Genomic DNA, 20,026 nt, shown 5'->3' on the forward strand with positions numbered 1-20,026 from the left:
CCGGACATGTATTTGATACGTGCCGGGACGGCCTTATAGGGGCCGCATGGAAAACCCGCTACGCCAGCTGCAAGCAACTGTCTTATACGTGGGTATGAGTCGAAGATTATTCGAGGGCAGGTCAGCTATAAGCGAGGAGCGGACATTGCTAAAAGCGTTCTGTATGAATCAGCGGGGAGCAGGTTAAACATCGCCTGCTCCCCGTTAATTAATCCTGAGTCTCGTTAAAATTGCGTCCTGTTCAGGCAAACACCCGCGCCATTTACTCTACTAGCGCCACTGCCCGGATTGGCGAAGCCGATGCACCTTTAATCCTGAGCGGAAATGCCATGAAAATAAATTCGGAAGGCAAGGCTTGAAGATTAGCCAGATTCTCAATGATCAGGCAATCAGAGCCGAGAACGGCAAGGTGAGCCGGGTATGCTTCATTATTATATCTGTCCAGCGACATGGCATCTGTACCGAAAACAGTAACGCCTTTTTCAATCAGATAATCTGCTCCTTCGCCTGATAAGCCTGGCCAGTTTTGCAAAAATGGCGCCTGGTTTGGACGACAGCTCCACTTCTCATCATAACCCGTTCGAAATATCACAATATCTTCTGCAATGATTTTTCCTTTATCAGCTTCCCAGGACTGGATCATTTCTACAGTGATGTCACTGTTCTCTGCCAGATGCGACATATCCAGGCAGCGACCCCGTCCGGTGAGCTGGCGCACGTCAATCTGCTCTATAGTTTTTCCACCTTCAATGAAATGAACAGGCGCATCCACATGAGTACCGCAATGATCGCCGAGGCTAAGTTGACAGTTATAATTGCCATCACCAGCAATGTAGTCTTCGGCACGGCTGCAGAAGAATTTTCCATGGGTTGGCCAGACTGGCATGAACTCTTCATAGAGATGGTTTAACTCAATGAGTTTATGGTGACGTAATAAAGTGATCAGATCGCTGGTCATATCAGGCCTTTTTCAACGTTACCGTTTCTTTAATGAACCAAAGTGGAACACATGAGATAAGTAATACCGCGACAATAACCAAATAGTGCACGGTGAAACCGTAGTTGTGAATAATCCAACCACTAATGGGTGCGACCAGAATACCAGCGATGCCAACTGCGAGGCCGATCATCAATCCCATGCTGGACGCTGCAGCACGAGGAGATGAGTCGATAAGTAAAGCATAAGCCACAGGGTAAGGTGAGTTGCGGAACAGGCCCCAAAAGATAAGAATGGCCCAGCCAAGTGTTGCGGAATGGATGAACATGCAAAGCGCCGCTGCCAGAATCCAGCCCGTAATAATGATGCCCAGAGAGCGTTTACGCCCTTTCAAATCCGAGAAGCTGCCCCACAAAATCTGCCCAATCCAGCCAGTCAATCCGGATGCACCAGAGATGATTGCTGCGGTCGAGAGGTCGAGTCCAACTTCACGCGTCAGTTGCAGCGTCAGAAAGTTAGCTATCCCCATCTCTGCCCATGTAAAACCAAAAATCAGCAGAATACTCAATTGGCAGTTGCGGTTTTTCAGGCAAGATGCGGCATTAGCCCATACCGAACTCTTTTCAATGGTGTTCTGCAATGATTCCGTAACGGGCGGGGTCAGATTGTTATCAACAATCCAGTCATTAACCCTCTGATGATTTTTACGTGTACCAACGATTAACTGTGCCACCAAAATAACTAAGCCAATCAGTGGAATAAACAGAAATGCTTCACGCCAGGTCGCAAAAGCCAGAATGGCTGCGATCAGGATAGGACCAATAAATTGTCCTAGCGGAAATCCGGTATGATGTACTCCAATAGCAAATCCACGGTTCTCTTTCTGCCACCACTCCCCGAGCAGAGCAACGTTTATCGGTTCCGACCCCCCGGTTCCCATGCCCATTGTGACACGCAGAACCTGGAACGCTCCCAGCGTCTTACAAAAGGCAGTCGCAACACCTGAGATAATTTCCACAAGCACCGTTACGCACCAGCTGTAACAGCGCTTATGCCCGGCACCTAACCAGTCTGAGAACAAACCGAAAACCACAGCGCCAGCTAAGGTTCCAACAAAGCTAAGTGAGTTGAGCCAACCTGCCTGAACTTCGGTCAGGTTAAATGACTGCATTATTGCCGGAAGCAGAGTAGGAAGAATAATCCTGTCAATTGAGTTCATCAGGATCGCAAGAGTCGTAATGACCAGCATCCACCAGGAGAGAGGATGCGCTTTAGGGAGAAAACGATATAGCCCGGTGCGCGGAGCGTGTTCACCGTCAGTCCAGGTCTCTTTTGGCGACTTTTTCGTCTGTTCAGATGTGGAAGTTGTCATATCTGGTGCCTTAGAAAAATATTTATTGTCAGCAGCCCTACTGATGCCGCTGGCGAGCCCAGCCCCTATTTGTAGTTATTATTGTTATGTTTAAGGAAACAATAGATCAAAATTTAAACACCTTGGTAACATAGCTATTGCGGCTACTACCATACAAGTAGCTTGCAGTTGATACTTGACCTTGATCACGGTTAATCAATGATTAAATAAAAAAACCATTAAAGAGATCACATAACTGGACTGATTTGTCGGGTGATTTATAACCAGGCAGGCTGTTCAGGTATTAAATTGAGTTTAAAGCAGTAAAATCCGAGTGTCCGCTTCTGGCACAAAGCGGACATGCGCGCTAGCACTCTGTCTGCTGTGAGACTGGAACTTAATGGGTCACAAACGCTATTCTTAAAGAAGTTTGGATGTCGCTATGAAACGAAGAACGCAAATTGACTCCCTGTGCCAGGTGGATCGTTTTCCGGTTTAGCTTAACAGGCGCGGGGTCAGATAATACGTAAGCGTTCTTCTGAAGAGCCCACATTGCGTATCAGCATAGATGGCATAGATAGTGGGCTCATCGTTACGAACCGTTGGCAAAAGTGATGCATTCCTGAGTGTAAAAGCACATGCACGATCGGGCGCCGCTTCGCATTGAGGGCGCATGCGGCAAAGCTGCCCGTTCATGGAACCGCATTGCTGGCAGTTGCTAAGCCGGCACAGGTCCGAACGCGCGGTATGAGTCGACCAGTGCATCGAAAAGCGAGATATCTGAGCGACTTCTGGCAAAAAGCTGGGCACCAACAATAGCTGCGAAAATTGCGCGTGCTCTGGATTCACTCTCACTTGATTCGCACACCTCCGCAGCCAGCAGAAGCTTGTTTAGCCACGCAATATTGACATCAGCAAAGGTCTGGATTTCTTTGGTCAATTCAACAGGTAAATTATCTTTTTCAGCGCCCATGAAACTGCCCAGACAGAGACGATTGTCGGCCTCAAGCGATCTTCGGAAGATTTCAGGAAAGCGATGCAGAGCGTCAAGCGGAGAGGGACTTTCTGATTCGATCATCTCAAGTGCAAGCGCGCCATCCTCCCAATATCGTCTGGCAACGGCAACACCCAGCTCGGCTTTGCTTGGGAAATGGTAGTAAATACTCGCCGCTTTGATACCAACCTCTTGCGCGAGGTCGCGGAAATTCAAACCATTGTAGCCCTGAGATTGGGCAATTTTCCTGGCCGCCAACAAAATGGCTTCCTTTGAGTTCGTGCTCATCCTGGTGCCTCCCGACCTGGTAGGATCTTTTAAACTGGTAAGCTTATTTTATAGCAAACCCCTAACGGTTGACAGGTAGATTATCAGTTAGCGCAATGAGTTCACTCCTTCCAGAGGGTTCATGCAGATGTCGTTCCATCATAATCGGGCAAGCGGCATCGACAAATGACGCTATCAGGCACAAGGCGGTGACCGGGAAAGTCAGGGAATGGCGATCCCGGCGTACCGGAGTGTTGATTGAGAAGCGCTTACTGGGCTGGCGAATCCAGCTCAGGAATGCCGCTGTTGCGATCAGAGTAGGCCGCCTGGAAAGCGGGACGTTTTGTCCAGCGCTGCCAGTACGCATCTAAGAACTCAAAACGCTCGTCCAGTGGAGTGGCATTGACCGGGAATTTCGAGAAGGCGATCGCGGTTGCCAGCGTTATGTCCGAAAAGGTCGGTTCATTGCCGCCAAGCAGCCATTCGCGGCCGTCTGAAAGGTGGCGATTGACCAGTGCGGCGTGAGCCAAAGCTTCCTTACGGCAGTGTTCGCCCCACGCCTCATTTTTGGTCAGTTCCAGCTTAAAGCCGAGACCGGTGTGCAACACGTGAAACGCAGTAACGATGCGATACAGAATATGCACCCACACCCGGTTATCCCACATGTTATCCAGACCCTGTTCCAGTGCTGTCTCCCCCATGATTCTGCGACCAGGATAAACCTGGTCCAGATAACGGACGATGGCAGCCGTTTCGGAAATGTAACTACCATCTGTCAGTTGAAGGGTGGGCGTTTCGCCCCACGGGTTCATATTCAGGTGACGCCAGCCACGCTGTTCTCCTACAGAAGACATGTCATAGATGGTCTCATTAAATTGGTCAGCGATGCCCTTTTCGTGCAGGAACAGGCGTAGACGCTGAGGGTTCGGAAAAGCTGAAGGCGAGGTGAAAAGGTGAAGTTTAGCAGTCATGGTCAATCCTTTAAGTGAGTGGCTGGGATAACTAACTAACGTTAGGTAAACAAACCTTAGCGGGCAACCTGACGTACGTCAATACCTATCTAACATTTGTTAGGTAAATCGTTTTGTGTGTCTTTCCGGTTGATACGATATCTCACCGCGTGCATCGCTGAAGGCAGGGAATAGGATGAGTCCAGAGGGTAGGGCGAATACCAAGACTGGTAAGGTCTGATACATACAGGTGTAAGGGTGCAATGCAATTTCGCGATTGCTGTCGGCAGTTCAGGGTCCGCTAAGAGCGAGAAGCGGACCTTTTACCTCGGTCCGGGATACCGGATTGTTTAGTCAGTTATATGCCTTCCTTGCTGCGTACCTCTAAATCGGCAATAGATAATTGCAAATGTTCCAGAAACGCCTTCACTTTGACAGGTAGATATTTTCTGCCGGAATACAGCGCGTAGAGCACCAGATCTTCAGGTTCGCGATTACAGTTAATTTTTATAAGGGAGCCGTTGTCGATTTCGGATTCACACGCATGGAGAGGCAAAATGGCGAAGCCAAGTCCTTTTAATGCAGCGGCTCTCGCCATCTGTCCGCTGTTCACCTTGTAACTGGAATGTACCCGGACGGTTTGGTTTTGTTTAAATCTCCAGGGCGTTCCCTGGAGTACCGACATACTGGTAATGCAAGGGATGTTGGCTAATTCATCTGGCGATCGTGGCAAGGGGTAACGTTTCAGAAGTTCTGGTGCGGCCACCACACAGCTTGGCCAGCGCAGAATTTCCCTGGCAACCCAGCTGGAATCTTCCAGTGGTCCACGCCCAAAGCGTAATACTAGATCAAATCCGTCCAGTAATCCTTCTGTTGGATCCAGCTGAGTGTCACAACTGAGCTGTATTTGTGGATGCCTGATGCAGAAGTCAGCAAGGATATCGGCCATGAATGGAAGGTCTGGGGTAATGATCTTCAGATGGCCTGAAAGTGAATCACCGAATAGGGATACTTCTTCAAGGGCATGGTCCAAAGCGCGCGTGAGCGGTGTAATGGATTGATATAGTTGTTTACCGGCTGCGGTCGGAATTATCTTGCGGGTTGTGCGCTCCAGCAGCCGCACGCGAAGTTGTTGTTCAAGTAAAACGACATGACGGCTGACATTGGATGATGGCAGTTGAAGCTGATCTGCTGCGAGCTTAAAGCTCAACTTTTCATAAACAGCCTGGAAGCAGATCAGCCACTGCATCTCAAATTTCTCAATCATAAATTATCCCAGTAAATGAGATTAATAAAACTATATTGCCATATTTATCAGTAATAAGGCGGTCATTACAATTTCTATTACGTTTCGTAACAGGAAGAAGATGATGACCAGACCTAAGAAAATTGCCATCGTAGGGGCCGGGATTGCTGGAATGGCGCTGGCAATACTTGCAATCAGACAGGGCCATCAGGTCAGCATATTTGAACGTGGCAGCACCGTATCCACTTCAGGAGCGGGTGTGACGTTGTGGCCCAATGCCATGTTCGTCATGCAGAAGATGGGTCTGGACAAAAAGGTAATTCAGGTGGGTGGTACGCCCTGCATGATGCGCCAGTTTGACCGATATGGTCTTCTTCAGTCTGAGTTCGATATTTCAGCAGTAAATTCACTATGCGGTTTTCCCAGCGTGACAGTCTTACGACGTGAGCTACTCAGCTTACTGATCGGTGCGCTGGATAGTCTGGATTGCGAGATCAAATTCAGTTGTGCAATCACTACTGCAGACGTAATGAAGTTAAGCCAGGAGTTTGACCTGGTCGTGGGGGCTGACGGGCGTATGAATTCAGTCGTCCGCCAGGCGTTGTATGCGGAGAGAATACCTCCTCATTATCATGGCTTTGTGAACGTAATAGGAGTAGGCAGGCAACGAGAGGGCAGCCTGAGCAATGCTATCGATGATTTTCGAGGCCGGGGGGAGCGTTTTGGCATCGTGCCGGTGAATAACGAGTGGTGCTATTGGGCAGGTGCATGGAACGCTCCTGTTAACGATGAACGCCTTCGAGCGCATTATTTCGATGAGTTGCATCAGCGTTTTCAGGACTGGCCTGATCCTGTGCAGAATGTATTGCAGTCATGTGATAAAGCATTAATTAAGTGCATTTTTGTTCATGACATTGATCCACTTCCTTTCTGGCATCAGGACAATATTTTACTGATCGGAGACGCGGCTCATGCTTCCTTACCGACTTCCGGGCAGGGAGCATGCCAGGCGCTGGAAGATGCATGGCATTTGGCTCGCTTATTGAGGGAGATCGACGATATAAACATTGTTCCGGAAAGCTTTTACCAACTAAGACATAGCAAGACCTCAGCAGCACAGCTGACTGGAAGACAATTCGCTGATAAGATTTTTTCTGAACAACCTGAACCACTGTTGCCTGCCACTAATATTTCTACTGCTGAACTCAGTCGGTTTTGGATGCAAGGTTTGACGTAATAGCCATTTAAAACCCAGTCATGGTGACCGGATTTGTCTATATGTCAGCTGGACACAGAATTAACCAGCGCGCCGATGGTTATCTGAGCCCGGACCTGGCAGGGTCCACTTCTGGCACAATGCGGACGATCGGCGCTGAAGGTCCGTTATGAGCGAAAAGCAAACGTCAAGCCTATGAAGTAGAGATGTTATGCCACATTAGACATAACATCCCTGTTATGAATCGGTCTCAGAGTTCCTCCTCATGAGGAACTCGTCATAATATACCCCGTCAACGCATAGTGCAGCGGTGTCTGTTGCCCACTTGATGAATCCGAAGGAACGATAAAGCGCATACGCAGACCGGTTAGTGGTAACCACGGTGAGTTTTACTGTTTTAGCTGAGCTGGCGGCTTCCAGCGCCGCCTCCATGAGACCAGATGACAGGCCACTCCCTCTCATCCCGGAGCGAACATACATTCCCCAGATATTTGCAACGTGGCTCAGTTTAGGCAGCGAGCTGCGGCTAACGCCAATCATGCCCTGCAGAATATTATGATGGTCGTATCCGCCAAAAACATGGCTGGCTCTCAGCTGTTCGGCAAAGAACTGCAGTGGCTTATGATTGCATTCCTCGTAAGAGGCACCAAAGGCGTCAGGATGAAGCCGTAAAGCTTCCAGCCTCAATTCTCTGAAGTCGCCAAGATCGCTTTCGGTGATGCGCCGTACCGTAAATTTTTCCACTGCTGGTTCCCTGGTGTCATTGATTTAAATTTTCATAGCTCACTCAATTTAACATAAGAGTTCGATCCCGAATCGCGTCAGGCAGACTCCGCTGTACAGAATCAGCTAACTTCAGATATGTTACCCATGACATGCCACCATATTCATGGAGTACACCATGCCGGAGTTCTGCTTTTTTAAGAAAGGTCAGCACATCGCCGCCCTGGAAAGATCTGACTCGGAAAAAGCCGCACAACTTGCCGGTGAAGGCTGGGAAAAGCAGTTTGAAGAGGTTAGCGCCGCCGATGCCGAAAGCGCGCTCGCCAGACTGGCAGATATGCGAAAAGAGGAAGTGACGACGGAGCGCGCTTTCATAACGGGGTCCGTATTCAGCAGTCTCCTCACAGCCATTCTCAAATAACGGACGACTGGCCGCGTTTAATGACCCTGCCAGCCACTCGCTTTTAACATAAGGCTACGGTTACAAACTGTGGCTCAGAGCTTGCCCCAATGCATGTTTTGAATTACAACCCTGTATCCATCCATATCTTCAAAGGTAACGCCATCGCGTTCCCAGTAGGGATTGAATGATTTAACTCTGGCGAAGCCAGCATCATCCATATTTTTACAAGTGGTTCGCCAACTGTTCTTCTCTGGAATGTACAGTACCAAAAGATCTTCATTTGAGGGTGAGGGGTGCACCGGATGATCATGGCACTGGGTAAACTCAAGATGCCAAGACAAACTATCCAGTCCTAACATGTATCCGCTGAATCCATTGTGGTCTGTAAAGTCGCCGATTTTTTCTAACCCAAGCCCGTTACAGTACATTTCACAGCTTTTACTTAGTGCGCTGACAGGCCTGGCTATCCTCAAGTGCTGCAAAACCATAAATGCCTCCACTTTACATCCTGATTTACCATAACAGTGCTTGGTCGCACCCCCCAAAGCCCCTCAGCGCGTTTCTGCGGCCTGAGGGCCGTTTCCTGCACCTTTTCCCTGTCCATACCCCTGAGAAACGCGCCTGATGATTTTGATACGTCTGCATGGCTATGCAGTGAGTGCTCGTCTTGAAAAATCAATGCATGCAGATGTTGGAAACGTCTGCTTCTGGCATGGAGCAGACACTCGCGCTGTAACGGCCGCTATGCGCGAAGAGCGGACCGTTTACGTAAAATGGAAGAGTCAGATGAAGGCATCTTGAGTCACCTCATCAAATTAACCGGTATATGACTTAAGTTCAGGTGATCTTCAGCTTAAACAGCCGATATAATGCAACCCGGCCTGGATCGGTTACGTTCACTTCACGGTATCCCTGTGTACGCGTTAACCATTCTTTTTGCAGGAAAAGTGTAAACAAGGCTGAGCCAGCGTCACCGCCGAGATGGAAACGTCTTTCACTCCAGTCCAGACAGCCGCAACAGGGCTTGCGTCGTGTGCGAGAGTTAAGCAAAACGCCCATTTTCTCAAAATGTATTTTGCCGGCTGATGTCAGTTCCGAGCCATCTGCTTCAAGCCATTTTTCCTGCAGCATAAATTCATAAATATTGACAGCAAGCTCGCCTGCCAGATGGTCATAGCAGGTGCGCGCATAACGCAGATAGACCGGCGTACTGGAAACGGGAGCTTTGGAAGTACCCATGGAAACTCCCATCAGGTTTTCCAGCAGTCCGGCGATATGATGGCCCGCAAGGCTGTAATAGCGATGACGCCCCTGCGTCAGGCAAATGACCAGACCGTTGCTGAGAAGTCTGTTCAGATGTCCGCTGGTCGTAGAGGCTGCTATGCCAGCCACTACGCTAAGTTCTGTAGCTGTCCATGCGCGCCCGTCCATCAGGGCGCACAGAATGCTTACCCTTGACGGATCAGACAGCGCAGAAGCCACCATTGCCATTGATGTTTCAAGGACACCATCTGGCTCAATGTCGCGCTTTGTTTTAACGAGGTTCATTCAGAAGGTATTGCCCATCTTCGGGTTACTTCGGCTGCCCGGGCATCATCATCCGTAATGAGAATGAGCCGGTTACTGTGATCGCTGTACTGTACCAGAATATTGATGCCGTTCCGGGCAATTGTGTCAGCTATTTCTCCCAGCTCTCCGGGCCGTTCCTGAGGTAATTTTCTTACCAGGGGACGGCACACGTTGCACACATCAAAACCGGCTTCAGTCAACACCTTGCGTGCTTTATAGCCGTCTTCAACCAGGAAGTGTGCGTGCCCGCCTTCAGTTCCTGCAAATACGCCACCGCCTTCAAGCCCCACTCCGTTTTCACCCAGTACACTACCCAGTGAACCAAGTGAGCCCGGGCTGTTTTTTAGAATAACGTGAATGTCATACATGCTGATTTGTTCCCTTATCAGAAGAGTAATCACGGAATACGCTGGCTACCCGTATTCTGTAGAATGAAAAAATCGACTGCTTACCTTCTTTCTGAGCGGCCTGATGCATTAGATTCCGCTTCCATCCGGCTACAGACTCCTCATTCTCCCACCACGACAAAGAAAGAATCTTTCCGGGCGTAGTCAGGCTTTGGAAACGCTCAATTGAAATAAAGCCGGGCGTGTCGGATAAGAGAGGCTTCAGATCCGAAGCGAGCTGAAGGTATCTTTCCTGAGCCTCTGGCAGGGCATCTGCCTCAAAAAGTACTGCAATCATGGTCCGCTCCGTTGTTAATTTACGGACAGTTTAATGATGATGAGGGCACGCTGCTTCGGTCGGCACCGAAGTATGCCTGTGCGTTAGCGAAGCCATCGACATGGATAAGCGATGAACAGCAAATTCATAAGTTGAAAGGCGGGACAACATAGAGGTATGGGTTCCTGGCCAATGTCCGCTGTGAGCGAAGAGCGGAAATTTTGACATGAGCTGCCCACTTACCTTATAAAATTTTTTCCACAACAAAGGGATATTCAATTGAAGATCTATACCTACCCCAAAAGCCGATCATTAAGAGTACTCTGGGCTCTTGAAGAAATGGGAGTGAATTACGAGTCCATCAGAGTCGATCTTTTGAACCCTACTTCTGAGGTGAGATCACCCCATCCATTGGGAAAAGTGCCTTTTTTGACCGATGGTGACGTGTCAATCAGTGAAACCTTAGCGATCTGTATTTACCTGTGTGAACAACATAAAAACATCTCTATTTATCCCGCAACCGCTGAAGAAAAATCCTCTGTAAATTCGTGGTTAAGCTTCACGCTATCCGATCTGGAAGCCCCCGTATGGAGTCTGCTCAAACATATTGTCTTCACTCCCGAAAACCAGCGTTCCCCGGATTTAATGAATTATTTCAGTAAGGAAGCAGATAAAGTCATCTCTCAGATTCGCTTTAAGCCGACTCAAACATGGATTGCGAGCAACAACTTTACACTGGCCGATATTTTTCTTTCTCATACGTTGTTATGGGCAAAACTGTGCGGATTGGAAATCACCGAAGAGATTGATAGCTACATATTAAGATCAACGAGTCGCCCCGCTTTCTTAAAGGCTCAGGAAGTAAATAATCGCTAATCAGGTTTTGTCATCTTTTAAAGGTGCATTGATGTCCGCTTCTGGCATAAAGCGGACTGACGTAGTTCTAAGGTCCGCTATGAGCGAAAAGCGGACGTCAAGCCTATGAAGTAGAGTTGTTATGCCACATTAGACATAACAACCCTGTTATGAACCGGTCTCAGAGTTCCTCCTCATGAGGAACTCGTCATGAAATACCCCGTCAACGCATAGTGCAGCGGTGTCTGTTGCCCACTCGGTGAATCCGAAGGAACGATAAAGCGCGTAAGCAGACCGGTTAGTGGTAACCACTGAGAGTTTCACTGTTTTAGCTGAGCTGGCGGCTTCCAGCGCCGCCTCCATGAGACCAGATGACAGGCCACTCCCTCTCATCCCGGAGCGAACATACATTCCCCAGATATTTGCAACGTGGCTCAGTTTAGGTAGCGAGCTGCGGCTAACGCCAATCATGCCCTGCAAAATATTATGGTTATCGTATCCGCCAAAAACATGGCTGGCTCTCAGCTGTTCGGCAAAGAACTGCAGTGGCTTATGATTGCATTCCTCGTAAGAGGCGCCAAAGGCGTCAGGATGAAGCCGCAAAGCCTCCAGCCTCAATTCTCTGAAGTCGCCAGAATCGCTTTCGGTGATGCGCCGTACCGTAAATTTTTCCACTGCTGGCTCCTTGCTGTCACTGATTTAGATTGCCATAGCCCACTCAATTCAACATAAGATTTCGATCACAAATCACATCACCTTTCACATCATGTTATGTTTAAACCCATTATAGAACATGAGGATAGAAACATGATCGTAAGAACATGGCACGGATGCGTACCGTTCAAGCATGCAGAAGGCTTTGCAAACCATCTGCAAAAAACCGGCGTCGAACATTCAGAGAGGACACCAGGAAATCTGGGGACATATGTACGCAGAGAAACGCAGGGTGAATGGGAGCATTTCTTCCTGGCTACTTACTGGAAAGATCTTGAGGCCGTAAAAGCATTCGCAGGAGAACAGTATCAGGTTGCAGTCACCTATCCGGACGATGAGCAATTTGAGCTGCTATCCGATCCTTACGTCTTCCAGCACGACGTGCAAGCCGTATCCTCCCTGTAGTTATTTGCTGGCCGCACCTATGAGGCGGCCTCTCCCTCTTCTGATTCTGCCCAGCACTCATATTCAACATGAAAGTGCTTGGTCGCCACCCCTGAAAGCCTCTCAGCGCTTTCCCTGTCCATACCCCTGAAAAACGCGCTTGATGATTTTGACACGTCTGCATGGCTATGCAGTGCGTGCTCGTCTCAAAAGATCAATGCATGCAGATGTTGGAAATGCCTGCTTCTGGCACAAAGCGGACTGACGTAGTTCTAAGGTCCGCTATGAGCGAAAAGCGTAAGTTATACCATTACTTGTTAAGCAGCTTGTCTAGAGGCATGTATGCTTTCTGTCCACTCTAAATTTTAAGGGACACGTATGCTATTCACGTCAGGATCGCCACAATTGTCATATGTTGCAGAAGGAAAAGGCCCATTAGTTATAATGCTTCATGGTCTTTTAATGGACGGAAAATCGTGGCGGAATAATGGATTTATCTCCTTATTTAGCCCATTTTACCACGTTGTTTGCCCGGATCTTTTGGGCCACGGCGAAAGCGAAAAGCAGCCAGTGCCAGAATTATACACACAAAAAAACCAGGCTTTATCCATTGTGAAAATTATGGATGAGCTGGGTTATGAGAAAGCGCATGTCATAGGTTATTCCTCTGGCGCATGGGCTGCATTAGGACTACTGAATCATCATCCGGAACGACTGCATTCTGTCGTTTTAGGCGGATGGGACTTACAGAATGGCCTTCCGGAAACGCCTGAAGGCAAACTTAGTTTTGATATGTTTATGTCTTATGCAGCAAGCACAGCCCCAGAGCTTACCCGTGGACTTTCGCTGGACGATAAAGAAAGTGTCAGATGCTTTTTCAATGAATTAAGGCAGTATTCTGGAAAAAAAGAAGCTTTATTTCCTTATAAGACACCAATTCTACTTTGGGCCGGTGCCAGCGACCCTTATAACTCAGCTATGGCTGAGATAGCGCAACAATATGGCTTATCGATGACCTTTGGAAAGGGGGATCATTTGAGTGAATTTAACAATCCTGACAAAGCATCAATAAATGAAATTTTTAAATTTATTGAAACGCATGAGGGTTCAATATCACCTGTCACTTGTTCATAAAAATATAAATTATGATAGCTGGCGTGATGTCCGCTTCTGGCACAAAGCGGACAGGCGGGCTTAGCTGAAGGTCCGCTATGAGCGAGAAGCGGACATTTAAAAAGTTATATTTGATAGATTGATTGCAGGGAACTAAATGATTAGCATCTGCTCTTTCGGACAAAGAAAATGACTGTTAACGATTCCCTCTTCGCATTCTCCCTCGCAGCCCTGTTACTTACCCTGACTCCAGGCCTTGATACGGCACTTATTCTGCGCACTGCTTGTGCTGAGGGTGGCAAAAAGGCTTTTCACGCGGCGCTTGGCATTGATGCTGGCTGTTTTGTATGGGGCACGCTGGTTGCGTTAGGTCTTGGTGCTATTCTGGCGGTTTCAGAGATGGCTTACACTGTGCTCAAAGTTTGTGGCGCGGTCTACCTGAGCTGGCTGGGCTTACAACTTCTGATACGTCCCCGATCATCTTTCAGTAATGGCGATGATGACAATGGTTCTCAGGTGAGCTGGTTTATCAGAGGAATGCTGGGGAATGTGCTCAATCCCAAAATGGGCATTTTCTATGTCTCCTTTTTGCCGCAGTTCATACCTGCCGGTCACTCACCTTTGATATGGACTTTTATACTGGTCAGCATCCACGTTGCGATCGGGACTGTATGGTCAGTCACACTCATTTTATCCACGCATTTTGCGTCAGCCGTATTGAAGAAAAGTCGCGTTGTTCGGGTGATGGACAGAGCAACAGGGGGCTTATTTTTATGCTTTGCGGCTAAACTTGCTATGAGCACGAGATAGCCTTGGGCTAACTGTAAACGTTCGCTTCTGGCACAAAGCGGACTAACGGCCGGCTGATGTCCGCTATGTGCGAATAGCACACTTTTTATAAAGACTTTTTCATAAAGATACGACTTGTTCCTTCGGGTTTGCAGTCAATACGTCCGAATTCTTCCCAACCATGCTTTTTGTAGAAGTCAGGGGCCTGAAAACTAATTGTGTATAAAAATGCTGCGGTACAGCCCCTTCTTCTTCCTTCCTCCTCGAAGTGTAAAAGGATTTCTGTACCAATCCCTTTACTCCGCAATTCCGGTGGAAGATAGAACAGATCTATAAAAAGTAGACCCAACGAAGAGCGCCCCTGCATCCCTCCGAGTACCTCACCGTTTGTCTTTGATTTTATTAATACAGATAATGGCAGACGATCACTCATTCCCGTCATCAAATCATTGAAATCATTAAGACCTTCTTCAATCGGAATTAATTGCTTAGCGTTAGGATTTTCGCAGACCTCTAAATTTAAACCTTCAAAAATGCCATTCATTTGAAATGTCCTTATAAATTAAAGAGGTGTTTAAATATACAGCTCCTTGATGCAGGCACAAGAGTCTTGTCATTTATGGTTTGCGTTCAAGCCGCATGGTCAACTTCCGCTTCTGGCACAAAGCGGACATGGGCTGAACAGGGTCAGCTTTATGCAAAAGGCTGACGAAACACGAAAAAGCCGCCTGCTGTTGGCCTGTCTAATCTACCAACTCTTATTAGGGCTACTCTTTGTCATAGAACCGCCGTCTACAGTGGCATCAATGGCGTTGCGAAAGTCTTCGGTGCCGCGCGGATGGAAGGCTTTACTGCATTTGCTTTGCGCTCTTTGTCGTGCGCCTTGTATCAGTCCTGGCTCTGTGCGCCCGTGTCGCGGCCAGTAAGCAGCGTGGCGACTGTCTCAGAAAATGCCGCCTTAAGGGCGGTTTTTTTGTAGGCAGGAGTATAAGGTTATTCGGCAGAATTGGCGTTTTATTAAATGGCGGAAAAAGAGAGAAAAGGCCGCTTTTGGTTGGCAAAAAAATTAGGGGAATAAATGAAATGCTCTTAGGATCTGACTAGTACCGGAAACGGCATATCTAAGGCGAAAAAAACTCGGTCTGGTAAACCGATTTAATTTTCTGTACCAAGCGCGGCTGGTGACCGTAGCCAATGCGTGAAATTTACAGCGTCTTCAATTCCAACGGTGCTTAAGAAACCGGTGCCCATGAGCATAATGAGTTCATGCTCATGGTGCCCGAGCATGCGCTGCTACGTTTCAAAGGTGAGCAAAACGGACGCACGACGTCTGTAGCGGTATACACAGACGCTATCGTAGACGCAGTTGCACCTAATATGCCTCAAGCTCAAGGAATGTCAAAATGACGCCAGAAGTTCATTTGATTAATGTCTTTCCTGCTGCCCGTAACGGCGGTAATCCGGCTCCCATCGTGGCTCATGCGGATGGCATGACCTCGGCAGATATGCAGGCGGTCGCCCACGCGTACGGGCATGAATGTGGCTTTGTTTGTTCACCGCCGGCCAATTCGGACTGCGATTTCGCGTTCCATTTCTGGGTGCCTAATCATGAGATGGATATGTGCGGACATGCCACGGTCGGGGCGGTATGGTTGTTGGACAAACTCGGACTGCTGCCGCAGGATCAGTTGTCAATCTGGACTCTGAGTGGCCGGGTAGAGGCGAGAGTGTCGCGTGACGAAGCCCATATGGTGCATGTTGAAATTACCCAGCCTCAAGGCTTAGTTGAGACACTTTTGGCGCCAGACATCGAAGCAGACATCCTTTCGGTGCTTGGCATCAGTTCAAATGAATTAGCACCGCTACCAATCCAGAATGCCTCGACCAGCAGGATCAAGACTTTAATCCCACTCAAGAACGTAGCAGTGCTGGACAGTTTGAAACCTGATTTCCGCAGGATGAAACAGTTGTGTGAGCGTATTGGCTCAACCGGTTTATATCCCTACGCTGCCTCGGATCTTGATGCCCGACAATTCGATGCGCGGCAGTTTCCTAAGTCCTCCGGATATCCCGAAGATGCAGCAACCGGCATTGCTGCGGCCGCACTGGCCTTCGGACTGTTGGAGCACGGCCTGGTCAGCGCAGATGATCGAACGGTGAGGATTCGGCAGGGCAGAGCCATGGGCCGCCCTTCCGAAATTTCATTGCGCTTTCGGCGCAATGCCGAGGGGCAAGTTCAGGGCTGCTGGCTCGGTGGAAATGTAGGTTTTGTCGAAGAGAAGATATGAGTCATCATGCAAAGCTGAGAGAGATGAATCTGCAGTTGCCCGAACCACCGGCCCCTAAGGGTAATTATGTTCCGGTGCTAGTGCACGGCGGTGTTGCTTATGTCAGTGGCTAAGTATGTCGCCTGGCTGAGAGCGTAATCGAGGGGCCTGCTCGCGCTGACGTTAGTTCATAATGACAACAACTAAGCCATGACATTTGGGTATACCCAGCCAACTTTTACGCTTTGAGGTAACCATGGCGGATTTCCAATAGAATTGGCGTAGCGCGATCAACTGTAAAGAGTTCTAAATGTCCGCCATGAGCGAAAAGCGGACGCTGACAGTCGTTGTAAAAATCCGGTTTGCGTTTTATTGCATTAGTCTAGGGAAGAAAAATATTGCGTCGGTGACTTCCCCAGCGCTTTTCTGAACATGGTGATAAACGCACTGACCGAATCATAACCCAGCATACCGGCTACGCGCTGCACAGACAGCCCTTCAGCCAGATGGCTCAGGGCAATCATTAAATGCAGTTGCTGACGCCAGCGACCAAAGCTCAGTCCTGTAGCATTTTTTATCAGCCTGGCCAGCGATCGCTCGCTGGTTGCCAGGTGTACAGCCCACTCTTTTAACGTCCTCCGGTCATCAGGATCCTTAAAAAGTCTCTCAGCCATAGCCCTGATTTTAGGATGGCCGGATACAGGCAGGTGGAGCGCTTTAACCGGCACATCCGTTATATGTTCCAGCAGCACCGCTGCCAGCCTCGCGGTTTTACTGTCAGGCGAATAAGCATGTTCCTGCTCTGCCAGATACAGAACAATCTCGCGGACAAGAGGACTAATCGCCAGGGTACAGCAGGCTTCCGGCATCGCTGCTGCGCCGGGTTCAATAAACAGAAAGCAGGTATCTGCATTCTTCGTGACCCGGCAACTGTGGGGGATTTCACCCGGAACCCAGACAGCATGTCCCGGTGGAACAATCCACAGCGCATCCTCAACCTCACAGCTCACTGCACCGCGCAAAGAGAGAATAAGTTGTCCCTTACGGTGAGCGTGCGGACTCTGCCCGGCATACTCGCCAGACGAAGATACATGTAGCGCGATAGCAGCCTGACTGAAAGCATCGGCATTAAACTCATCCGGTGAGGTCACCGGTTTTTTATCAACTGGCATGATTTAGTTATATATTGTCAGGTTGTCTATATTCTGTAACTCATTCGTCCTTTAAAGTCTTTCTTTTTACCAGAGAAAGCAAAATTTATGTCTCACACTACGAACAAGTGGTCTTCAGTCATACTTGTGACCGGCATCCTTTTTATCGCCATTAACCTGCGTGTTCCTTTTACCGCTATCGCACCCGTTTTAAAGTCCATTCGCCATGATTTTGGGCTAAGTATTACTGCCGTTGGGTTGCTTAACTCACTGCCTTTACTGGCCTTTGCCGCCTTTTCACCCCTGAGCGCCTCCGTCTCCAGGAAGTACGGTCTGGAACGCACCCTTTTTGGTGCACTCGCCGTGATTTCAGCTGGTATTCTGCTTCGCTCCACAGACAGCGTCTGGGCGCTTTATGGCGGAACCCTATTGATAGGTATCGGGATTGCCCTGGGCAATGTTCTTCTGCCTGGCCTTATAAAGCGCGACTTTTCCGGCAACGTGGCTTCCGTGACGGGGGCATATTCCATCACCATGGGCGCGGCTGGTGCTATTGGTTCAGCCATTATCATTCCTCTGACGCAGAGCTGGGGCTGGAACATCGCGTTAGCCATGCTGGTGATTGCACCTCTGCTGGCGCTGCTTTTATGGTTGCCCCAGTTGAAGAAAAAGCATCAGCTTCCAGCTGTGGGGGAGAAAAAAGCGGCGACCGTCGCGGTCTGGCGCTCGCCTCTGGCCTGGCAGGTCACCCTGTTTATGGGCCTGAATGCGATGCCGTTTTATGTTGCGGTCGGCTGGCTGCCAGCCATTCTTACGGACAGTGGACTCTCCTCAGCTCAGGCTGGTGAGGTACACGGTATCCTTCAACTGACCACCGCCATTCCCGGCCTGATTCTGGCCGCCACGCTGCGCCGTCTTAACGATCAGAAATTAGCTGCTGCTGGCGTCAGCCTGGTAACCGCAGTGTCCTATATCGGCATCCTGTATTTGCCGAATCTGGCGATGCTATGGGCGGCGCTTCTCGGCTTCGGCTGTGGCGCCAGCATGATGCTGGGTCTGACCTTCATCGGGCTGCGTACCAAAAACGCCGGTGATGCTGCCGCGCTGTCAGGCATGGCACAGAGTGTCGGTTATCTGATGGCAGCAATGGGGCCACTGTTGCTTGGTAAAGTACAGGAGCTGTCCGGAGGCTGGACGGTGCCGTTACTGATGACCGCAGCAATCGCGGTCGCAGGTGCCTGCACTGGAATGGCTGCCGGACGAAACGCTCACCTGGAACCTTCACAGCAGCCTGGCTGAAATTGCTGATACCGCGGGGGACAATGGTTTCCCTGCTGTGGATGTTATTAATTATCGTTCTGCAGCGTCTTACTGCTATCGGAGGCATCTTTTACAGGGAAGACAGATTCTCCGCCGCGCTATCATTAAAAAGCCCGGCGACCCAGTCAGCAAAAACACGCACTGCAGGAGAGAGAAAGCGCTGATGCGGATAGAGCATCGTCACCGGCACTGAAGCTGGCTGCCAGTCCGCCAGAACCTCGACCAGCGTCCCTTGCTGCAGTTTCTCCGAGATGACATTCTCAGCAAGCTGCGCCAGTCCAAAACCCTCAAGACACAGTCTGATATAGAGTCCCGTTTCGTTAACGGCTACATCGCCCGCGACCGGGATGGATAGTACCTCCGTGCCTCGTGTAAAACGCAGTTCATTAGTGCGTCTTCCCGAACCGGAAAAGTAATGAATCGCCCGATGCTGCAACAACGCCTCCGGCGTCTCAGGAATACCGTGCTCTCTGAGATAGTCCGGCGAGGCGCAGGTCACCCAGCGAAACCGGCCAAGCGGACGGGCAACCAGTGTGGAGTCAGTCAATTCTCCGGTTCGGATGACGCAATCCACGCCTTCCTGAACAAGATCGACCTGCCGGTCACTGACGCCAATCATCAGGTAAATATCCGGGTAGAGCCGGTAAAAATCTTTCAGGTTGGGCATAACGATGAAATGGGCGATCCCGCCAGGCATATCAACCCGCAACCGTCCCTGGGGGCGTCTGACGGAATCAGTCAGGCTGGATTCAGTGTGTTCAATCAGCGACAGGATCTCCCGGCACTGCGCCAGATACTGAAGGCCTTCAGGCGTGAGGCTGACCCGCCTTGTCGTCCGGTTAAGCAGGCGCACCTGCAGATATTTTTCAAGATTTTTAATCGTGCTGGTGACGGTGGATGAGGGCAGTGACAGCGTTTTGGCCGCGCGCACAAAACTTCCGGCTTCAGCGACCCGCATGAAAACCTGCATAGCCTGAATCCTGTCCATGGTTCTGTTCCGCAATAAACGTAAGTGTAATTATTCGCGAATTATGAATTATGAAAACGTTTTAAGCATCTTTTTCAGGTTAATGGCGTAGCGTATCGTTTCCCAATCAATCAGGAAAGAGACAAG

22 protein-coding genes are annotated in these 20,026 nt (G+C 49.4%); 8 read left to right on the top strand and 14 right to left on the bottom strand.

Going from position 1 to position 20,026, the window contains the following annotated elements; translation table 11 throughout:
• Window positions 1-262 precede the first annotated feature (262 nt).
• The 5 genes from EE896_RS19935 to EE896_RS19955 form a co-directional block, all read right to left on the bottom strand.
• On the bottom strand, window positions 263-958 hold the full coding sequence (locus EE896_RS19935) for a cyclase family protein (protein ID WP_003851719.1): 696 nt from the start codon (window positions 956-958) through the stop codon (window positions 263-265).
• Between the two features lies 1 nt (window position 959).
• The gene (locus tag EE896_RS19940) at window positions 960-2,309 is read right to left on the bottom strand and encodes an MFS transporter (protein ID WP_105099639.1); all 1,350 of its coding nucleotides are present in this window, start codon (window positions 2,307-2,309) and stop codon (window positions 960-962) included.
• 697 nt (window positions 2,310-3,006) lie between these two features.
• Complete coding sequence (locus EE896_RS19945; protein ID WP_140915781.1) at window positions 3,007-3,570, bottom strand: TetR/AcrR family transcriptional regulator; 564 nt, start codon at window positions 3,568-3,570, stop codon at window positions 3,007-3,009.
• Between the two features lie 248 nt (window positions 3,571-3,818).
• On the bottom strand, window positions 3,819-4,520 hold the full coding sequence (locus EE896_RS19950) for a glutathione S-transferase family protein (protein ID WP_003851707.1): 702 nt from the start codon (window positions 4,518-4,520) through the stop codon (window positions 3,819-3,821).
• 337 nt (window positions 4,521-4,857) lie between these two features.
• Entirely contained in the window at window positions 4,858-5,766 is a 909-nt protein-coding gene (locus EE896_RS19955) for a LysR family transcriptional regulator (protein ID WP_181405303.1), read from the bottom strand.
• A gap of 100 nt (window positions 5,767-5,866) precedes the next feature.
• Here EE896_RS19955 and EE896_RS19960 point away from each other — a divergent pair, with 100 nt between their 5' ends.
• The gene (locus EE896_RS19960; RefSeq protein WP_231001636.1) at window positions 5,867-6,982 is read left to right on the top strand and encodes an FAD-dependent monooxygenase; all 1,116 of its coding nucleotides are present in this window, start codon (window positions 5,867-5,869) and stop codon (window positions 6,980-6,982) included.
• A gap of 216 nt (window positions 6,983-7,198) precedes the next feature.
• Here the strand turns inward: EE896_RS19960 and EE896_RS19965 are convergent, their stop codons facing one another.
• Window positions 7,199-7,705, bottom strand: coding sequence for a GNAT family N-acetyltransferase (locus EE896_RS19965; protein ID WP_167518485.1), 507 nt, complete (start codon window positions 7,703-7,705; stop codon window positions 7,199-7,201).
• A 157-nt stretch (window positions 7,706-7,862) separates the two neighbouring features.
• Between EE896_RS19965 and EE896_RS19970 the strand changes: the two genes are divergently transcribed.
• Window positions 7,863-8,105: a hypothetical protein gene (locus EE896_RS19970; protein ID WP_105099648.1), complete on the top strand. Its 243-nt coding sequence runs from the start codon at window positions 7,863-7,865 to the stop codon at window positions 8,103-8,105.
• 74 nt (window positions 8,106-8,179) lie between these two features.
• Here EE896_RS19970 and EE896_RS19975 read toward each other — a convergent pair whose 3' ends face one another.
• The 4 genes from EE896_RS19975 to EE896_RS19990 form a co-directional block, all read right to left on the bottom strand.
• Window positions 8,180-8,575 carry a VOC family protein gene (locus tag EE896_RS19975; RefSeq protein WP_105099827.1) on the bottom strand — a complete coding sequence of 132 codons (396 nt, stop codon included), beginning with the start codon at window positions 8,573-8,575 and terminating at the stop codon, window positions 8,180-8,182.
• A gap of 349 nt (window positions 8,576-8,924) precedes the next feature.
• Complete coding sequence (locus tag EE896_RS19980; RefSeq protein ID WP_105099649.1) at window positions 8,925-9,635, bottom strand: ArsR/SmtB family transcription factor; 711 nt, start codon at window positions 9,633-9,635, stop codon at window positions 8,925-8,927.
• Window positions 9,632-10,024 (bottom strand): amino acid-binding protein, encoded by a 393-nt coding sequence (locus EE896_RS19985; protein ID WP_105099650.1) that lies wholly within the window; start codon window positions 10,022-10,024, stop codon window positions 9,632-9,634. Before EE896_RS19985 ends, EE896_RS19980 begins: the two co-directional genes overlap by 4 nt.
• A complete protein-coding gene (locus EE896_RS19990) occupies window positions 10,017-10,340 on the bottom strand; it encodes an antibiotic biosynthesis monooxygenase family protein (RefSeq protein ID WP_105099651.1) in 324 nt (107 codons plus the stop codon). The genes EE896_RS19985 and EE896_RS19990 overlap by 8 nt, the downstream gene beginning before the upstream one ends.
• 258 nt (window positions 10,341-10,598) lie before the next feature.
• On the opposite strand from EE896_RS19990, the gene EE896_RS19995 reads away from it, so the two are divergent.
• The gene (locus EE896_RS19995; protein ID WP_105099652.1) at window positions 10,599-11,195 is read left to right on the top strand and encodes a glutathione S-transferase family protein; all 597 of its coding nucleotides are present in this window, start codon (window positions 10,599-10,601) and stop codon (window positions 11,193-11,195) included.
• 147 nt (window positions 11,196-11,342) lie between these two features.
• Here EE896_RS19995 and EE896_RS20000 read toward each other — a convergent pair whose 3' ends face one another.
• A complete protein-coding gene (locus tag EE896_RS20000; RefSeq protein ID WP_167518486.1) occupies window positions 11,343-11,849 on the bottom strand; it encodes a GNAT family N-acetyltransferase in 507 nt (168 codons plus the stop codon).
• 132 nt (window positions 11,850-11,981) lie between these two features.
• Here EE896_RS20000 and EE896_RS20005 point away from each other — a divergent pair, with 132 nt between their 5' ends.
• The 3 genes from EE896_RS20005 (at window position 11,982) to EE896_RS20015 (ending at window position 14,195) form a co-directional block, all read left to right on the top strand.
• Window positions 11,982-12,293, top strand: a complete 312-nt coding sequence (locus tag EE896_RS20005) for an antibiotic biosynthesis monooxygenase (protein WP_140915676.1) — start codon at window positions 11,982-11,984, stop codon at window positions 12,291-12,293.
• A 384-nt stretch (window positions 12,294-12,677) separates the two neighbouring features.
• Complete coding sequence (locus tag EE896_RS20010; protein WP_238343252.1) at window positions 12,678-13,406, top strand: alpha/beta fold hydrolase; 729 nt, start codon at window positions 12,678-12,680, stop codon at window positions 13,404-13,406.
• Window positions 13,407-13,574: 168 nt separating this feature from the next.
• Entirely contained in the window at window positions 13,575-14,195 is a 621-nt protein-coding gene (locus tag EE896_RS20015; protein WP_140915678.1) for a LysE family translocator, read from the top strand.
• A gap of 85 nt (window positions 14,196-14,280) precedes the next feature.
• On the opposite strand, the gene EE896_RS20020 is transcribed toward EE896_RS20015, so the two are convergent.
• Window positions 14,281-14,718: a GNAT family N-acetyltransferase gene (locus tag EE896_RS20020; protein WP_064690675.1), complete on the bottom strand. Its 438-nt coding sequence runs from the start codon at window positions 14,716-14,718 to the stop codon at window positions 14,281-14,283.
• Window positions 14,719-15,577: 859 nt separating this feature from the next.
• Here EE896_RS20020 and EE896_RS20025 point away from each other — a divergent pair.
• Window positions 15,578-16,462: a PhzF family phenazine biosynthesis protein gene (locus EE896_RS20025; protein ID WP_140915679.1), complete on the top strand. Its 885-nt coding sequence runs from the start codon at window positions 15,578-15,580 to the stop codon at window positions 16,460-16,462.
• Window positions 16,463-16,818: 356 nt separating this feature from the next.
• Here EE896_RS20025 and EE896_RS20030 read toward each other — a convergent pair whose 3' ends face one another.
• The gene (locus EE896_RS20030) at window positions 16,819-17,613 is read right to left on the bottom strand and encodes an AraC family transcriptional regulator (protein ID WP_003848385.1); all 795 of its coding nucleotides are present in this window, start codon (window positions 17,611-17,613) and stop codon (window positions 16,819-16,821) included.
• A gap of 87 nt (window positions 17,614-17,700) precedes the next feature.
• Here EE896_RS20030 and EE896_RS20035 point away from each other — a divergent pair, with 87 nt between their 5' ends.
• Window positions 17,701-18,891 (top strand): MFS transporter, encoded by a 1,191-nt coding sequence (locus EE896_RS20035; protein ID WP_140915680.1) that lies wholly within the window; start codon window positions 17,701-17,703, stop codon window positions 18,889-18,891.
• A 91-nt stretch (window positions 18,892-18,982) separates the two neighbouring features.
• Here the strand turns inward: EE896_RS20035 and EE896_RS20040 are convergent, their stop codons facing one another.
• Window positions 18,983-19,900 carry a LysR family transcriptional regulator gene (locus tag EE896_RS20040; protein WP_140915681.1) on the bottom strand — a complete coding sequence of 306 codons (918 nt, stop codon included), beginning with the start codon at window positions 19,898-19,900 and terminating at the stop codon, window positions 18,983-18,985.
• Window positions 19,901-20,026 lie beyond the last annotated feature (126 nt).

This window comes from Pantoea eucalypti (assembly GCF_009646115.1).
In the GTDB taxonomy this organism is placed as follows: domain Bacteria; phylum Pseudomonadota; class Gammaproteobacteria; order Enterobacterales; family Enterobacteriaceae; genus Pantoea; species Pantoea eucalypti.

What these genes read in the sequence shown, in the direction of transcription:
- EE896_RS20035 (WP_140915680.1), top strand. Translation starts at nt 17,701, where the DNA reads ATGTCTCACACTACGAACAAGTGGTCTTCAGTCATACTTGTGACCGGC.
- EE896_RS19970 (WP_105099648.1), top strand. Translation starts at nt 7,863, where the DNA reads ATGCCGGAGTTCTGCTTTTTTAAGAAAGGTCAGCACATCGCCGCCCTG.
- EE896_RS19950 (WP_003851707.1), bottom strand. Translation starts at nt 4,520, where the DNA reads ATGACTGCTAAACTTCACCTTTTCACCTCGCCTTCAGCTTTTCCGAAC.
- EE896_RS19985 (WP_105099650.1), bottom strand. Translation starts at nt 10,024, where the DNA reads ATGTATGACATTCACGTTATTCTAAAAAACAGCCCGGGCTCACTTGGT.
- EE896_RS19960 (WP_231001636.1), top strand. Translation starts at nt 5,867, where the DNA reads ATGATGACCAGACCTAAGAAAATTGCCATCGTAGGGGCCGGGATTGCT.
- EE896_RS20005 (WP_140915676.1), top strand. Translation starts at nt 11,982, where the DNA reads ATGATCGTAAGAACATGGCACGGATGCGTACCGTTCAAGCATGCAGAA.
- EE896_RS19975 (WP_105099827.1), bottom strand. Translation starts at nt 8,575, where the DNA reads ATGGTTTTGCAGCACTTGAGGATAGCCAGGCCTGTCAGCGCACTAAGT.
- EE896_RS19945 (WP_140915781.1), bottom strand. Translation starts at nt 3,570, where the DNA reads ATGAGCACGAACTCAAAGGAAGCCATTTTGTTGGCGGCCAGGAAAATT.
- EE896_RS19980 (WP_105099649.1), bottom strand. Translation starts at nt 9,635, where the DNA reads ATGAACCTCGTTAAAACAAAGCGCGACATTGAGCCAGATGGTGTCCTT.
- EE896_RS20040 (WP_140915681.1), bottom strand. Translation starts at nt 19,900, where the DNA reads ATGGACAGGATTCAGGCTATGCAGGTTTTCATGCGGGTCGCTGAAGCC.
- EE896_RS19990 (WP_105099651.1), bottom strand. Translation starts at nt 10,340, where the DNA reads ATGATTGCAGTACTTTTTGAGGCAGATGCCCTGCCAGAGGCTCAGGAA.
- EE896_RS20015 (WP_140915678.1), top strand. Translation starts at nt 13,575, where the DNA reads ATGACTGTTAACGATTCCCTCTTCGCATTCTCCCTCGCAGCCCTGTTA.
- EE896_RS19940 (WP_105099639.1), bottom strand. Translation starts at nt 2,309, where the DNA reads ATGACAACTTCCACATCTGAACAGACGAAAAAGTCGCCAAAAGAGACC.
- EE896_RS19935 (WP_003851719.1), bottom strand. Translation starts at nt 958, where the DNA reads ATGACCAGCGATCTGATCACTTTATTACGTCACCATAAACTCATTGAG.
- EE896_RS20030 (WP_003848385.1), bottom strand. Translation starts at nt 17,613, where the DNA reads ATGCCAGTTGATAAAAAACCGGTGACCTCACCGGATGAGTTTAATGCC.
- EE896_RS19955 (WP_181405303.1), bottom strand. Translation starts at nt 5,766, where the DNA reads ATGATTGAGAAATTTGAGATGCAGTGGCTGATCTGCTTCCAGGCTGTT.
- EE896_RS20025 (WP_140915679.1), top strand. Translation starts at nt 15,578, where the DNA reads ATGACGCCAGAAGTTCATTTGATTAATGTCTTTCCTGCTGCCCGTAAC.
- EE896_RS20020 (WP_064690675.1), bottom strand. Translation starts at nt 14,718, where the DNA reads ATGAATGGCATTTTTGAAGGTTTAAATTTAGAGGTCTGCGAAAATCCT.